This window comes from Ruegeria sp. CDSA241, assembly GCF_059611265.1.
The window spans coordinates 50754-66626 of the sequence record NZ_JBXWPF010000021.1 but is presented as its reverse complement, the minus strand read 5'-3'; the positions used below and the strand labels follow the sequence as shown (position 1 = coordinate 66626).

The following is a 15873-nucleotide window of genomic DNA, read 5'->3' as shown; positions in this document are numbered from 1 at the left end:
CTTGCATCCCCCTGAGAATCGTTTAATTGACCATTTCAGTCGGGTTATTACCCGCGCCGATTTTCAATGTTGGGACACATGATGCTGAAATCCTCTACCTGCGTTGCCGCCGCCCTGACGGCCCTGATCGCGACCTCTGCCGCTGCCGAGGGCGAACTGAACCTTTATTCTTCGCGCCACTACGACACTGACGAACGCCTCTATTCCGATTTCGAAGAGGCCACCGGTATCACCATCAACCGCATCGAAGGCAAAGCGGACGAGCTGATTGCTCGGATGGAGGCCGAGGGCGCGAACTCACCCGCAGATATCTTGCTGACCGTTGATACCTCGCGTCTGGCGCGCGCCAAGAACGCAGGTATCCTGCAGCCGGTCGAAAGCGCGGTTCTGGAAGAACGTATTCCCGCCAACCTGCAGGACGAAGACAACCAGTGGTACGGCTTTTCGCAGCGCGCGCGGATCATCTTCTTTGACAAGGCCGATGTGACCAACCCGCCCGCGTCTTATCTGGATCTGGCCAAGCCCGAATACAAAGGTCTGGTCTGCATCCGGTCGTCCAGCAACACCTATAACCAGACCCTGCTGGCCTCGATCATCACAAACCACGGCGCGGAAACCGCCAAGACCTGGGCCGAAGGCATGGTCGCGAACATGGCGCGCGAACCGCAAGGCGGCGACACTGACCAGCTGCGCGGCATTGTTTCGGGTGAATGCGAGATCGCCGTTTCGAACTCCTATTACTTTGCCCGTGCAATGCGTAAAGACGTCAAAGGCCTGAGCGCTGAGATTGACATGATCGGCGTCCAGTTCCCGGCACAAGACGCCGAAGGCGCACATATGAACTTGTCCGGTGCTGGCGTCGCCGCAAGTGCCCCGAACAAGGACAACGCGATCAAATTTCTGGAATACCTCGCCAGCGATCAGGCACAGGTTTATTTCTCGAATGGCAATGACGAATTCCCGGCGGTCGAAGGCGTCGCCCTTGCGGATAACGTGGCAGCGCTGGGTGAGTTCAAAGCCGACGAGATCAACCTGTCCGAGGTTGCCAAGAACATCCCCGAGGCACAGAAGATCTTTAACGAGGCCGGCTGGAAGTAATCTTTCATTCTATCGAGCAGAAGGGCGCAGTTTTCTGCGCCCTTTTTCTATTGTGAAGTTATGTTTTCTGGTCAATAATCTCATATACGGAAATGTTTCCCATATACGAGCTATGCCTGATACCCTATCCGACCGCCTTGCAAACCACCTGAATCATCTTCGCCAAACGCGGAGATGGTCGCTGGATCAGTTGGCGGAACACAGCGGTGTCAGCCGAGCCACCCTGTCGCGTATGGAAAAGGGGGATGTCAGCCCCACCGCGGAAACTCTGGGCCGGTTATGTGCCGCCTATGGGCTGCCGATGTCGCGCCTATTGATGATGGTCGAGGACAGTTTCGCCCCGCGCGTTCCCTTCGAAAATCAACCCGAATGGCGCGACCCCGAAACCGGCTTTACCCGCCGGTCCGTCTCCCCTCCGGCCGCGGGCCTGAGCGGAGAGGTCATGGAAGGCCATCTGCCCCCTGGCGTTGTGATCACCTATGACACGCCGCCAAAACACGGGCAGGAGCATCACCTGATCATGCTGGACGGTGGCCTGACCCTGACCGTGGATGGAACCGCGCATCATCTGACCAGCGGGGATTGCCTGCGCTATCACCTGTCTGGCCCGACACGTTTCGAAACCCACGCCGAGCGCGGTGCGCGGTATTTGATGGTGCTGATATGATATCGCGACTGACAGCCAATGACCTGAACAACGCCCTGGATGACCTGACAGAGATACTGCACGCCTGCGTGCATGACGGGGCGAGTATCGGGTTCATTCAGCCATTTCCGTCGGACGACGCGCAGCGCTATTGGCAGTCCCATGTCTGGCCAAACATCCAGACCGGCGCGGCCGAGATATTCGTCTATCGTGATGGCGAACGGATTGTCGGCACCGCACAGCTGGTGCCTGCCGCGATGCCCAACCAAGCGCATCGCGCCGACGTGTCCAAGCTGCTTGTTCATCCCCGCGCGCGACGGCGGGGCATTGGGCGGGCGCTTATGGCGGCGGTTGAGGCGCGGGCACGCGAACTGGGGCGGTCCCTTTTGGTGCTGGACACGCGCAGCACGGACCCGTCGCTCCTCCTCTATCAAAGCCTTGGGTTTGAAATTGCCGGAGAGATTCCGAACTACTGCCGCAGCCCGGAAAATGATCGGCTGGAACCAACAACCTTCATGTTCAAAGACCTTAGCTGAGAGGGCGATCAGTCCACGGTGCTAACGGCAGTATAAAGCCGCCGAAACCGCCCCAGGCGTTCAAATAACGCATACGTTTCAACAGGCTCGAACCTGTCCGTCGTCGCAGGTTGCTCGGCCAGATCAGCTATGGTCAGCGCACCGTCAGCACAGGCCGCCAGCCGGGCGGCACCATAGGCCGGGCCGGATTCCGCCCCCACTGATCGCACTATGGGCTTCTCGGTTACGGCTGAAATCAGACCCAGCAACAGATCAGATCGACTGCCCCCGCCAATCGCTGCAAGCTCTGGCAAACTGCCAATGGTGTCGCCAAAACTCTGTGCCGCATCAGCAAAACAAAAGGCAATTGCCTCGACCACCGAGCGGCAGATCTCGGCACGCGTTGTGGCGTCCTCAAGGCCAAAGAAACAGGCTCGGATATGCGGGTCCCCCAGGGGGCTGCGCTCACCTGTCAGGTAGGGCAGAAATATGGGCACGCGATCACCGCTGACGGTTTCAGCAAGCCCGACAACCTCGGCAGCAGACAGCCCCAGCTGATCACCAATCCACGAAATGGGCCTTGCCCCGTTCAGCATCGCCGCCATTTGATACCAGCGGTCGGGCAATGTATGCGCAAACGCATGGACATAGCGTTCGGGGTTGGGCTTGTATTTACGATCCGCAACAAACAACTGACCGGATGTCCCCAACGAGATAAACCCACGTCCAGGTTCGGTTGCGCCCAATGACACCGCACCGGTTGCCGCATCCCCTCCCCCGGCCACGACAGGCACGCCGGAGTTCAATCCGGTCTCAGCTGCAGCCCGAACTGTTACCGTGCCAACGACATTGTGGCCGTCGAACATCTGCGGCAGCCAGTCAACAGCGACATCCGTGGCTTCCGCCATTCCGGTATGCCAGCGGCGTGAAGCCTGATCGAGCCACATTGTTCCTGCGGCATCGGAAGTATCGGTTGCCAGCTCTCCATGCAGACGCAGGCCGATATAATCCTTGGGCAGCAGGATATGGGAGAGTCGGGCATAATTGTGCGGTTCATGCCGTTTCAGCCAGGCAATCTTGGGGGCCGTAAAGCCGGGCAAAGGCAGGACGCCTGCGATGTGACCAACCTGTGGCTGTGCCGCGCGAATGTCGTCGCATTCGCGGACCGCGCGGCTGTCATTCCACAGAATTGCCGGACGGATGGGGCATTGGTCGCGGTCCAACAGCACGGCCCCGTGCATCTGCCCCGACAATCCGACTGCTTTCACATCCGACAGGGAGATTTCGCCAGCAAGCAGGCCCAACGCATCGCGCGTCGCCTGCCACCAAATCTCCGGGTTCTGCTCGGACCAGCCGGGCTGTGGCGACAACGTCCCGATGCCGACTGACGAGGTCGCAAGAATTCGGCCGGCATCCGCGCAGACAAGTTTGACCGCTGACGTTCCGATGTCGATCCCAAGATACATTCACACCCCTTGCCTTGCATAATTCCGATATCACCGGCCAGGCTATTGATTTTTTTTGCGCGCGCAAAGAATATGTAAAACTATGATAAGATCAAGGCGGACGAACAGACTGGCATGACGAAGATCAGGAACATGGAAGAGTTTGCGGCCCTCAGCGGCATCTCTCGGCCCACAGTATCGAAATATTTCCAGGACCCAGACAGTGTTCGGCCCACAACACGGCTCCGTATCGAAGAGGCGCTTGAGCGGTTCGACTATCGCCCCAACATCTATGCGGTGAACCAAAACCGGAAACTGACCAAGAATATCGGCATCGTGGTTCCCTATCTTGCCGATCCGTTCTTTGCCGAAATCGCGCGCTATCTGGAACAAAGCTGTATTGCTGCGGGGTATCGCCCGTCGCTGTTCAGCTCGCATGGTGATCCCAAGCTGGAAAACGAAATTCTCGACGGCCTGAAATCCATGAAGCCCGCCGGAGTGCTGTTGGCACCTTTGGGGCGCACCTCGGATCGGGCGGTGATCGAGAAATTCTGCTCCAATGTTCCAACAGTCCTGTTTGACAGTAATCTTGAAGGTTTGGGCGCGGCCTTTATCGGGTCGGACAATTTCAGTTTCGTCTCGCAGACAGTCGAATACATGACCCGCACCGGCGAACCGCCTTCATTCTTCGAAATGCGCACCCCCGCCAACCCAAACGCCAACAAGCGACGGAAGGCCTATATCGAAGTGATGGAGCGCCTTGGGTTCGATCCTCATATCATCAAAGTCGACGGCAAGGGTTGGGCATTTGAGGAAATCGGTCACAGGGGCGCGCTGAAAGTTCTGTCAGATCGCGAGCTGAGGACGGACTCGGTCTTGTGCAGCAACGACCGTTTGGCCATCGGCTTTCTTGCTGCTTGCTATGAACAAGGGATTCGGGTCGGTCGCAAAGACGATTCTACGCTGCGCTTGGCCTCAAATGATGACCATCCCTTTGCAAAATTCACATGCCCATCCCTGACTACAGCAGCACATGATTATGACAACGTAGCCGGGCGCAGTGTGGAGACTTTGTTTGAACTCATTGAAAACGGGGGGAAATTTGACACTCGAACCGAGACTCTTTTCCCCGCGAGGTTGGTTTTAAGGGATTCCGCGTGACTTCATATTTTTAACGCGCGTAAAGTTTTTATTGACGGCGCGACAATTTTAAAACTACCCTCTCTGCACGACATCCAAGCTCAGGGAGGACAGGGATGTATCTCAAGAACGCACTTCGTGCGGCGACAGCAATGACTTTCGTCGCCACGGCAGCAGCCCAAGCGGATACCTTAACAATAGCGACCGTGAACAACGGCGACATGATCCGGATGCAGGGCTATACCGATAAATTCACCGAAGCGACCGGCATCGATGTCGAGTGGGTTACGTTGGAAGAAAACGTGCTGCGCCAGCGCGTGACAACGGATATCACCACCAAAGGTGGCCAATTCGACATCATGACCATCGGTATGTACGAGACGCCGATCTGGGGCGCGAACGGCTGGTTGGTTCCCCTAGACGGGCTGTCGGATGAATACGACGTAGGTGACATCCTGCCCGCCATGTCAGGCGGCCTTAGCCATGATGGAACGCTCTACGCGGCTCCGTTCTACGGCGAAAGCTCGATGATCATGTATCGCACTGACCTGATGGAAAAAGCGGGTATGGAAATGCCGGATGCTCCGACTTGGGAGTTCATCCGCGAAGCGGCTGCTGCGATGACCGATCGCGACGCTGATATCAACGGTATCTGCCTGCGCGGCAAGGCTGGTTGGGGCGAAGGCGGTGCTTTCATCACAGCGATGTCCAATTCCTTTGGTGCGCGCTGGTTTGATGAAGATTGGAAGCCGCAGTTCGATCAGCCTGAATGGGCTGACACGTTGAACTTCTACGTAGGTATGATGAACGAGTCCGGCCCCGCAGGTTACGCCACTAACGGATTCAACGAAAACCTGTCGTTGTTCCAGCAGGGCAAATGCGGCATGTGGATCGACGCAACGGTTGCGGCCTCTTTCGTGACCAACCCGACAGACTCGACAGTCGCGGATAGCGTCGGCTTTGCACTTGCACCCGACACGGGGCTTGGCAAGCGCTCGAATTGGTTGTGGGCGTGGGCTCTGGCAATTCCGGCTGGTACGGAACAGGCAGACTCGGCCAAACAGTTCATCGAGTGGGCAACATCCAAAGACTACATCGAACTCGTAGCCGAGAACGAAGGTTGGGCCAACGTGCCTCCGGGTGCACGTACGTCGCTGTACGAAAATCCGGACTATCAGGCGGTTCCGTTCGCCAAGATGACGTTGGACTCGATCCTGTCGGCTGATCCGAACAATCCGACTGTAAAGCCAGTGCCTTACGTTGGTATTCAGTTTGCAGCGATCCCGGAATTCGCAGGTATTGCCACGCAGGTGAGCCAGGAGTTCTCGGCAGTTTATGCCGGGCAGCAGACAGTAGAAGAAGCTCTTGCCAAAGCGCAAGCCTTCACTGCCGAAGAAATGGAAGCCGCAGGCTACTAAGGCCTCCTTCCCAGCGGGTGGACAGAGGTCTGTCCCCCGCTTCACCCTTCCACAACTCGCGTTTTTCTCGCAGGCTGAGCTATGCCTGAACAGAGAGGTTTTGCGTCATGGCTACTCAACATTCCCGATCAGTTGCACGCCTGATGATGGCACCTGCAGTGATCCTGCTTCTTGGCTGGATGCTCGTGCCTCTGACGATGACGCTCTATTTTTCCTTCAAGAAATACCTGCCCCTGCGCGGCGGTGATCTGGGATGGGTCGGCTTGGACAACTACGTCCGGTTCGTCTCCTCCAGTTCCTTCTGGCCCGCGGTTCAGGCCACGCTGATGATCGTCGGCGGCGTGCTTGCCATCACGGTTGTTCTGGGCATCCTTCTGGCAATGCTGCTGGATCAGCCGATGTGGGGCCAAGGCGTTGTCCGCATCCTAGTGATCGCACCGTTCTTTGTGATGCCGACCGTTTCCGCATTGGTCTGGAAAAACATGTTCATGGACCCGGTCAACGGGTTGCTGGCTCATCTGTGGCGCTTTTTCGGGGCTGAGCCAGTTTCCTGGCTATCCGAGGCGTCGATGACGTCAATCATCATGATCGTATCGTGGCAATGGCTGCCGTTTGCGACGCTGATCCTGCTGACCGCGATCCAGTCGCTGGACAGTGAACAGTTGGAGGCCGCGGAAATGGACGGCGCGCCGCCGCTCAAGCGCTTTTACCATATCATCCTGCCGCATCTAAGCCGCGCGATCACCATTGTGATCCTGATCCAGACGATTTTCCTGTTGTCGATCTTCGCCGAAATCTTCGTGACCACCGGCGGCGCCTTCGGCACCCGTACACTCACCTACCTGATCTTCCAGCGCGTGCTAGAGGGCCAGAACGTCGGCCTTGGATCAGCCGGAGGTGTCTATGCAATCATCCTTGCCAATATCGTTGCCATCTTCCTGATGCGCATCGTCGGCAAGAATCTGGACGCGTGAGGAGGTAACGATATGAGCCGCTCAGTTACACCCCGTCGCAAGTCGCTTAACACCGCCCTGGCATGGGCCGTTGGTCTGCTGATCTTTTTCCCGATCCTCTGGACCATCCTGACCAGCTTCAAAACCGAAGCACAGGCCATCGCCAGCCCGCCGCTGTTTCTGAACTTTGACTGGACGCTGGAAAACTATGCCATCGTTCAGGAACGCTCAGACTATATGCGGTTCCTGTGGAATTCGGTCATCATCGCGGGTGGTTCGACCATATTGGGCGTGATCATCGCGGTGCCCGCCGCCTGGGCGATGGCCTTTGTGCCATCAAAACGCACCAAGGACATCCTGCTGTGGATGCTGTCCACCAAGATGCTGCCTGCGGTCGGTGTTCTATACCCGATCTACCTGCTGTTCATCCGGCTTGGGCTTTTGGACAGTCGCGCAGGTCTGGTTGTGGTTCTGATGCTGATCAACCTGCCGATCATTGTCTGGATGCTCTACACCTATTTCCGCGAAATCCCCGGCGAGATCCTGGAAGCCGCCCGCATGGACGGGGCAACGCTGAAAGAGGAAATCCTCTATGTGCTGACGCCGATGGCGGTGCCCGGTATCGCCTCGACCATCCTGTTGAACTTTATCCTCGCCTGGAACGAGGCGTTCTGGACCCTCAACCTGACCGCAGTTGACGCGGCACCGCTGACGGCCTTCATCGCCAGCTACTCCAGCCCCGAGGGCCTGTTCTTTGCCAAACTCAGCGCGGCATCGACCATGGCAATCGCACCAATCCTGATCCTTGGCTGGTTCAGCCAGAAACAACTTGTCCGCGGCCTGACCTTCGGCGCCGTGAAATAAGGAAAACTCCGCATGGGACGCATTCAACTCAAATCCGTGACCAAGAAATTTGGCGACGTTGAAGTCATTCCGCCGCTGGACCTGACCATTCAAGATGGCGAGTTCACTGTCTTCGTCGGCCCCTCTGGCTGCGGCAAGTCCACCTTGTTGCGGCTGATTGCCGGGCTCGAGGACATCACTTCGGGCAGTATCGACATTGACGGGGCGGACGCCACCGATGTCCCACCCGCAAAGCGCGGTCTGGCGATGGTGTTCCAGTCCTACGCGCTGTACCCGCATATGACGGTGCGCAAGAACATCGCGTTCCCGCTACGCATGGCCAAGCTGGACCAGGCCGAGATTGACCGCCGCGTAGAAGGCGCTGCTGATGTTCTAAACCTGACCGATTACCTGGATCGCCGACCGGGCCAACTGTCCGGCGGTCAACGCCAGCGCGTTGCCATTGGCCGCGCCATCGTACGTGAGCCTGCGGCGTTTCTGTTTGACGAACCACTCTCGAACCTCGACGCCGCCTTGCGCGTTGGAATGCGGCTTGAAATCAGCGAGCTACACAAGCGTCTTGCAACCACGATGATCTATGTGACCCATGATCAGGTCGAGGCGATGACGATGGCCGACAAGATCGTCGTGCTGCAGGCCGGTGTGATCGAACAAGTGGGCAGCCCGCTCGAGCTGTATAAGACTCCGCGAAACCTGTTTGTCGCGGGCTTTATCGGCTCACCCAAAATGAACTTCATTGCGGGCGAAGAGGCCGCGAAACATGACGCCCATACGATCGGGGTCCGCCCCGAGCATCTGGAGGTATCCGACAGTTCCGGCACCTGGTCCGGGGTGGTTGGGGTTTCCGAACATCTGGGCTCGGACACGTTCTTCCACATTCACGAAACCGGCCTTGCGGACACGATCACCGTACGAGCGGGGGGTGAAGTTGGCTTCAACCATGGCGACCGTATCTATCTGACGCCACGCGCGGATGTGATCCATCGGTTTGACGCAAAGGGCCTGCGGATCGAATGACACGTCTGGTCGGTAAAACCGCCCTGATTACCGGGGCCGCGCGTGGCATCGGACTGGCCTTTGCCAAAGCCTATGTTGCCGAAGGGGCCCGTGTCGCGCTGGCCGACATTGACGGCGCGCGCGTGCAAGCAGCGGCCGCCGAAATCGGTGAGGCCGCTTTGGCTATCGAGATGGATGTGACCAACCAGCAGAGCATTGATGCCGCGGTGGCAAAGACGGCTTCACATTTCGGTCCCATCGACATTCTGATCAATAACGCTGCCATCTTTACCGCAGCACCCATCATCGAAATCGAGCGTGCCGACTACAACCGAGTTTTCGACATCAACGTCTCAGGCGCCTTGTTCACGATGCAGGCCGTCGCGCGCCATATGGTCAAACACGGGACCAAAGGCCGGATCATCAACATGGCATCGCAAGCCGGACGACGGGGCGAGCCTCTGGTCGCCGTCTATTGCGCAAGCAAAGCCGCTATCATTTCGCTTACCCAATCTGCAGGGCTGAACCTGATCCAACACGGCATCAACGTAAATGCCATTGCTCCGGGGGTTGTCGATGGCGAACACTGGGATGCTGTGGACGCCTTTTTTGCAAAGCATGAGGGCAAAGAGCCCGGGCAGAAGAAACGCGAAGTAGCCGCAGCGGTGCCGCACGGACGGATGGGCCGTGCCGAAGACCTGACCGGAATGGCCGTGTTTCTGGCCTCGGACGAGGCGCAGTATATCGTCGCGCAAACCTACAATGTCGACGGCGGGAACTGGATGAGCTGATGGATCCTCTGGCAAACGCAAATCCCCCGGTGCGGCTGCGGCGCGACAGCCTTGCAGATATGCCTGCGACTGTCAGGACACCGAATTACCTGCCCACAGACCTGAAACCCGGCATCGTCCATATCGGGCTGGGCAATTTTCACCGCGCGCATCAGGCCTGGTATATCCACCAGTTGATGCAACAGGGCCAAGCACTGGACTGGGCGATCATCGGGGCCGGTGTCCGCAGCTATGATGCCGAAATGCGAGAGAGGTTGCTGGCGCAGGGCTGTCTGACAACACTGATCGAGCTGGACCCAAAGGGAATATCCGCCGAAATTGTCGGAGCCATGATCGACTACCTGCCAATCGAAGAGGGGAATGCGACGCTGATCCGGCAGATGGCCGATCCGTCCATCCGGATTGTGTCGCTTACAGTGACCGAGGGCGGCTATTTTCTGGACGCCAATACCGGCGCGTTCAACGCCGATCACGAAGACATTCGATACGATGCCGCCCATCCAGACCAGCCGCGAACCGCATTTGGCGCCATTGTTGCAGCTCTTCGACAGCGCAAGAAGGAGGGTTTGAAACCCTTTACCACACTCAGCTGCGACAACCTTCAGGGCAACGGGGTGATCCTGCGAAACTGCATTGTTGGTTTGGCGCGTATGTCTGACCCGAATCTAGCCACATGGATCGACCAATATGGGGCATTTCCCAATTCGATGGTGGATTGCATTGTACCCGCTACGACAGAGCAGGTTGTTTCGCAATGCCACGGACTTGGAATCGATGACCGCGTCCCTGTCTCACATGAAAACTTTCGCCAATGGGTGATCGAGGACAATTTTTGCGCAGGGCGTCCGCCGCTCGAACAAGTCGGTGTCACACTGACCCACGATGTTCATAGCTATGAGACGATGAAACTGCGTATTTTGAACGGCGGTCATCAGCTGCTTGCGAATGTCGGAGAAATCCTGAACGTCCCGACGATTTCACGATGCATGCAGGACTCTGATATCCTGGCGTTTTTCGCTAAAATTCAGGCAGAAGAAATCCTCCCGCATGTCGCTGCTGTCCCCGGCGCTAAACCAAGTGAATATCTTGATCTGGTCGAAAAGCGATTTGCAAACACCGCCATCCATGACACCACGCGCCGCGTCGCGTTTGACGGATCCTCACGGCATCCCGGGTTCTTGCTGCCTTCGCTGCGTGACGCAGTTGCCTCGGACCCTGCCCCCAGCGGGCTGGCCCTAGCCGAGGCATTCTGGTGCCGGATGTGTGCAGGCAGGCGCGAGGATGGGTCTGAAATTGCGCCAAACGACCCCCATTGGGACACTCTTCAGCACATCGCGCTGGCGTCCAGAGATGATCCGAAACTGTGGATCGAGCAGGATCAATATTACGGCGAGATTGGCCGTGATACCCGCTTTGGTCAGGACTTTTCTTTTTGGCTGACCAAGATCTGGAGACATGGCAGCCGCGCTGCGATAGCAGACTACGTCGCGCAGACGTCCACGTCAGAGTAACCGGTCAAAACACATGGAGATCAGTCGCGGGCCAAGACCGCGCAGTTCCGTGACGTATCACGTGCAAACGCGGCGCAGGGGTTCTGACACTGCAAATTGGCGCGCACCCATAAAAATTGTAGGTGTTCTCATAACGCTGCATCGCCGCCATTGATTTCACTCACAAAAATTGAAGACTTTTGCGCATAAATTTGCACGATTTGCCCATAACATTGCGCGGTTCGAGAAACGCGCTCAATTGATGGTAGTCACCAAACATCTTCTTCAACTAAAGCCGGGCGTTTCTCAATCAAGAGTAAATTCTTATTGGAAATATTCGACCCTGATCATAGGGAAGCAGTTCTTTCGAGGGCTTGTGATAGATCCTCGCTTCAAGAATGGATATTCCCGTAATTGCCAAGTGAGCGCGTCCAAACCGACGCGCTCACTTTGCTTGGTATTGCTTGTCACTACGGAGTTAAGAGCGATGTATCACTCTGCGGCAACAGCTTTCTCTTCCAGTACCGGGTAGTCGGTGTACCCTTTTTCATTGCCGCCGTAGAGCGTGGTTGGATCGAGCTCATTCAGAGCGGCGCCTTTCTCCAACCGGTTGACAAGATCAGGGTTGGAAATAAACGGCCGGCCAAAGGCCACCAGATCGACGGCTCCGGTTTCAACCGCTTCAACCGCCATTTCCCGGTCATAAGCGTTGTTGCCCATTTTCGCACCGTCAAACAACTCATAGAGCGCCTTCAGATCGCCACCTTCCGGAATTTCGCGGGGGCCGCCGGTCTGCCCCTCCACAAGATGGAGATAGGCCAGCCCATACCCATTCAGCAATTTGACCGCATGAGTGAATGTCGCCTGCGGGTCGCTGTCGGAGATGTTGTTGGCGTCCGAGAACGGGCTTAGGCGGACACCAACACGGTCGGCGCCCCACACGTCAACAACTGCGTCCATGACCTCTTTCAGAAACCGTGCTCTGTTCTCGACAGGACCGCCGTATTCGTCTTCACGCTTGTTGGATTCGTCCCGCAGGAACTGATCGATAAGGTATCCGTTGGCTGCATGGACCTCGACACCGTCGAAACCGGCCTCCTTGGCGTTTTCCGCGGCCCTCCGGTAGTCAGCAACAATGCCAGCAATTTCTTCGACGGCCAGAGCCCGCGGCTCGGATGTTTCGACGAACTGCTCACCATCAAAGGTCTTGGCCTTAGCGCCGATCGCAGATGGCGCAACAGGGGCACCACCATCCGGCTGTAAGCTGGTATGCGAAATCCGGCCCACATGCCAAAGCTGGATCACGATCTTGCCGCCCTCAGCATGGACGGCCTCAGTCACTTTTCTCCAGCCGTCAATCTGTGCTTCGGAATAAATGCCAGGTGTCCAGGCATAGCCTTTGCCTTGGGGCGAGATTTGCGAAGCTTCCGTGATGATCAATCCAGCACCCGCCCGTTGCACGTAGTACTTGGTCTGCAATTCATGGACGCTGTCATCTTCGGCTCTTGCCCGGTTGCGGGTCAGTGGCGCCATGACAACGCGGTTTTTCAGCTCGATTGCACCAGCTTTGATGCCGGAGAACAGTTTTTCATCAGCCATTGCTGCTTCCTTCTTTGGTAAACTTCGTTCAGATATTATTGGACCAATTAGTCCAATATTAGGATCACTGTCTCTTGTTTGAGTTTGTGTTACGTTTCATACCCTTATTTTTAGGGGAGGCCTTATGGCGAAATCACCAACCGGGCTTGTTTCAGGGTTTGTGATATCTGATCCGCGGGAACACCCGCTTTGCGCAAGGCTAGTGTGCCGATTGCAAGGGAGGCAAAGGCGCGTGCCTTGTTGAGTACCTGTCCCGGATCCGAAGGCTCAAGCGCTCTTGCAATAATCTCGTCAATACTCTCCAAATGCTGTCGCCCGAGAGCCGCCACTTCATTGTCATGCGGGGCAAGTTCCGTAAGGCAATTGATCAGCATGCAGCCGTCACGACCGCCTTGCGGGTTCGCCAAAGCTTCCATAATCGCACCAACGGGGTCATTTCCGCCCGCATCTGCAACGTCACGCAGATTTTTCAAACCACGCCTTGAATAGTGCCTGAGGGCTTTGTGAAACAAAGTCTGCTTGTTGACGAACGTTCCATAGAAGCTGGACCGGCTCAAACCCATGGCCTTGGTCAGATCATCCACAGATGCGGTCTCGTAGCCCTTGTGCCAAAAAACGCACAAGGCTTTTTCCAAAGCCTCAGCTTCGTCAAAGGCGCGAGGCCTACCCGGGCCTGCGGGTGATTTGATGTCGCCAACTGCGAGAGTTTCTTTGCTCATGAGCAAGATGTGGAATGGTTGGCCCAGAAATTCAAGGTGGCGGTAGGGAATTTTTGGAATGGTCAGTCCGTATTGTGACCAGAGAAAGGAATTTAGGTCCGTGGAAATGCAAAACCTCCCCGGCGCGCTTGGTGTCACGCTAATCTTAGGATCAGGACTGTTAGTCTTCTTGCGGGAGTGTCAGACGAAGAGGATCGTGTTCGTAGAAAAGAGAGGCCACGCTCGGTACTCGTTTCCAACACTGGACAGAGTGACTGGCGGCTTTGTCCAATACGTAGATGTTGATCACTCACAAACCAGAGATTGGTTCGGTAGATCCATGGCCAATGCCCTCAAATTGTGAGGATTACTACCCCAACGAGTAACAAAGCCACGAATTCAGAACTGGTTTTATGAGCATCAGTACGGCGGGCCGTTGTAAGCAAACCAACAATAATTTCAGCGCGCTAGGTTAAAATAGCGAGGTTAGCTGAAGTTTAATTCGCCCAATGTGAACTTCTTAACTTTGGCTAGAACGATTTTTTGTCAGTATCGTTTCATGAGTTGTTAGTGAGTTCGGTGAGTAAGTAGATGTATTTGCATAGTTTCGAGGGACATTGTAGCGCAGTCAATGACATCCGGATGGATGATTTTGCGCTTGAGTATCCGTTGTTGGACGATGCCGGCGTGCACGCACAATGGCAAAATGGCTCCTGGCAAATCACGCGGATAGCCGATATCTGGACAAGAACCGGGAAGGTACTTTCTTTGCCTTACAAAGGGGCCAACGCCTATCCATCTTTCCAGTTTGCTGAGGATGGAACCCCGCTTCCTTTGATGGAAAAAGTGTTGAAAGCCCTGCCACGTGAAATGACGCCGTGGCAATGCGCGTTCTGGTTAACCTCACCCAAATTGGAACTCGGAGGGGAAAGTCCGGCAATTCGCATTCAGACCGGCGATGACTGCATAGTCGATATCGCAGGCGAAGCTGGTTGTCTGATGGCAGCTTAGTTTTAGCTTTTGGTCACTCATACGTCGTACAACATCTGGCAAATTCGTGACTCCCCTGCTTTTTCTGCCACCGGCAAGAAAAGCAAGATCAGGGCACTCAACGCAGCACTCTTTAGCGTACTTAACTGAGTGTCTGACGTCAGCGCCAATGGGACAGTTTAGGTTGATTTGATAAGAGAGGGTTTCTGGCTCATCGTAACCGCCAAGGAGTGGAGATGGGAAAGAAACCCGGAACCAAGCAGAGCCACGGCGAGAAGGTTGTTAAAGACATCCGCCGCGCGACGCACAAACAGTATTCTGCCGAAGAGAAGTTCAGGGTCGTTCTGGATGGCCTGAAGGGCGAGGACAGCATTGCAGAGCTATGTCGTCGCGAAGGCATTGCTCAGAGCCTGTATTTCAGCTGGTCCAAGGAGTTCCCGGAAGCCGGAAAGAAACGTTTGGCTGGCGACACGGCACGTGCTGCGACATCAACCGAGGTCAAGGATCTGCGCCGTGAGGCGCGCGATCTGAAGGAGGTTGTTGTTGAACAGGCCCTTGAGCTGCGGCTTCTCAAAAAAAGCATGATCGCGGATGGGGACGACGACGAATGAGATACCCCGCATCTGAGAAGCTGGAGATCATCCAGCTGGTCGAACAATCCCATCTGCCGACCAAACGCACTTTGGAAAAGCTGGGTATCCCGATGACTACATTCTAACGCTGGTACGACCAATATCTTTCCGGTGGTCCTGAGGCGCTTGAAGACCGCTGCCCCCGGCCGTCACGGGTCTGGAACCGCATTCCCACGCCAGTGCGCGAGAAGATCAGGGATCTGGCCCTGAAGGAAAGTGAGCTTTCCCCGCGTGAGTTGGCTGTTCGCTTCGACGGGCCGCGCTGCACCATTCCGATAGAAGGGTGAATGTCCGGTAAGGGCCGGAAACACCAGTTCGGCAGATTGCCACGAACGGCAGAAAAGTCTGCATCTCGGAAACTGCAAAGACTAGTTTTGGATGTCCGCTTCGGGCTAGTAGCGGCTATCCGAAAATCTTCCCCGGTACTACGACTATGCTGCGAAACCAGCCAAGAATGAGACCCGAAGATATCGAACCTCAAACCAAAAAAGTTGTAGGTTAATGCGCCCAAGGTTTTGGACGAGTTGCAAAGCTATGGGCGCACAAAAAAAATTGTAGGGACGCGCATAACGCTGCGCTTCTGCTATTGATTTCAATC

At 56.2% G+C, this 15873-nt stretch carries 14 protein-coding genes and 1 pseudogene; 12 read left to right on the top strand and 3 right to left on the bottom strand.

All coding sequences use genetic code 11. The features are described from left to right. Nucleotides 1–81: 81 nt before the first annotated feature. The 3 genes from AC2FJV_RS17435 to AC2FJV_RS17425 all read left to right on the top strand — a co-directional run bounded on the left by AC2FJV_RS17435 (nt 82) and on the right by AC2FJV_RS17425 (nt 2280). Nucleotides 82–1098, top strand: coding sequence for a Fe(3+) ABC transporter substrate-binding protein (locus tag AC2FJV_RS17435; RefSeq protein ID WP_496714179.1), 1017 nt, complete (start codon nt 82–84; stop codon nt 1096–1098). Between the two features lie 112 nt (nt 1099–1210). Beyond that, entirely contained in the window at nt 1211–1765 is a 555-nt protein-coding gene (locus tag AC2FJV_RS17430) for a helix-turn-helix domain-containing protein (protein ID WP_271951877.1), read from the top strand. Then, entirely contained in the window at nt 1762–2280 is a 519-nt protein-coding gene (locus AC2FJV_RS17425; protein WP_281973692.1) for a GNAT family N-acetyltransferase, read from the top strand. Before AC2FJV_RS17430 ends, AC2FJV_RS17425 begins: the two co-directional genes overlap by 4 nt. An 8-nt stretch (nt 2281–2288) precedes the next feature. Here the strand turns inward: AC2FJV_RS17425 and xylB are convergent, their stop codons facing one another. Continuing rightward, on the bottom strand, nt 2289–3725 hold the full coding sequence (xylB, locus tag AC2FJV_RS17420; protein ID WP_496714178.1) for a xylulokinase: 1437 nt from the start codon (nt 3723–3725) through the stop codon (nt 2289–2291). Nucleotides 3726–3839: 114 nt separating this feature from the next. Here xylB and AC2FJV_RS17415 point away from each other — a divergent pair, with 114 nt between their 5' ends. The 7 genes from AC2FJV_RS17415 to AC2FJV_RS17385 all read left to right on the top strand — a co-directional run bounded on the left by AC2FJV_RS17415 (nt 3840) and on the right by AC2FJV_RS17385 (nt 11377). Beyond that, complete coding sequence (locus tag AC2FJV_RS17415) at nt 3840–4865, top strand: LacI family DNA-binding transcriptional regulator (protein WP_496714177.1); 1026 nt, start codon at nt 3840–3842, stop codon at nt 4863–4865. A gap of 95 nt (nt 4866–4960) precedes the next feature. Beyond that, nucleotides 4961–6262: an ABC transporter substrate-binding protein gene (locus AC2FJV_RS17410; protein WP_271951885.1), complete on the top strand. Its 1302-nt coding sequence runs from the start codon at nt 4961–4963 to the stop codon at nt 6260–6262. 107 nt (nt 6263–6369) lie between these two features. Then, the gene (locus tag AC2FJV_RS17405) at nt 6370–7236 is read left to right on the top strand and encodes a carbohydrate ABC transporter permease (RefSeq protein ID WP_142639539.1); all 867 of its coding nucleotides are present in this window, start codon (nt 6370–6372) and stop codon (nt 7234–7236) included. 12 nt (nt 7237–7248) lie between these two features. Then, a complete protein-coding gene (locus tag AC2FJV_RS17400) occupies nt 7249–8079 on the top strand; it encodes a carbohydrate ABC transporter permease (RefSeq protein ID WP_142639541.1) in 831 nt (276 codons plus the stop codon). A 12-nt stretch (nt 8080–8091) separates the two neighbouring features. Next, on the top strand, nt 8092–9096 hold the full coding sequence (locus AC2FJV_RS17395; protein WP_281973690.1) for an ABC transporter ATP-binding protein: 1005 nt from the start codon (nt 8092–8094) through the stop codon (nt 9094–9096). Further along, on the top strand, nt 9093–9866 hold the full coding sequence (locus AC2FJV_RS17390) for an L-iditol 2-dehydrogenase (protein ID WP_496714176.1): 774 nt from the start codon (nt 9093–9095) through the stop codon (nt 9864–9866). Before AC2FJV_RS17395 ends, AC2FJV_RS17390 begins: the two co-directional genes overlap by 4 nt. Further along, a complete protein-coding gene (locus AC2FJV_RS17385) occupies nt 9866–11377 on the top strand; it encodes a mannitol dehydrogenase family protein (RefSeq protein WP_496714175.1) in 1512 nt (503 codons plus the stop codon). Before AC2FJV_RS17390 ends, AC2FJV_RS17385 begins: the two co-directional genes overlap by 1 nt. Nucleotides 11378–11848: 471 nt before the next feature. Here the strand turns inward: AC2FJV_RS17385 and AC2FJV_RS17380 are convergent, their stop codons facing one another. Together AC2FJV_RS17380 and AC2FJV_RS17375 are read right to left on the bottom strand one after the other, a co-directional pair. Further along, nucleotides 11849–12955, bottom strand: a complete 1107-nt coding sequence (locus tag AC2FJV_RS17380) for an alkene reductase (protein ID WP_496714174.1) — start codon at nt 12953–12955, stop codon at nt 11849–11851. A 122-nt stretch (nt 12956–13077) separates the two neighbouring features. Next, a complete protein-coding gene (locus tag AC2FJV_RS17375; protein ID WP_496689819.1) occupies nt 13078–13674 on the bottom strand; it encodes a TetR/AcrR family transcriptional regulator in 597 nt (198 codons plus the stop codon). Nucleotides 13675–14295: 621 nt separating this feature from the next. Here AC2FJV_RS17375 and AC2FJV_RS17370 point away from each other — a divergent pair. Beyond that, nucleotides 14296–14664, top strand: coding sequence for a hypothetical protein (locus AC2FJV_RS17370; protein WP_142639554.1), 369 nt, complete (start codon nt 14296–14298; stop codon nt 14662–14664). A gap of 215 nt (nt 14665–14879) precedes the next feature. Continuing rightward, nucleotides 14880–15538, top strand: a pseudogene (locus tag AC2FJV_RS17365) (transposase); the annotation flags it as partial. Nucleotides 15539–15873: the final 335 nt, after the last annotated feature.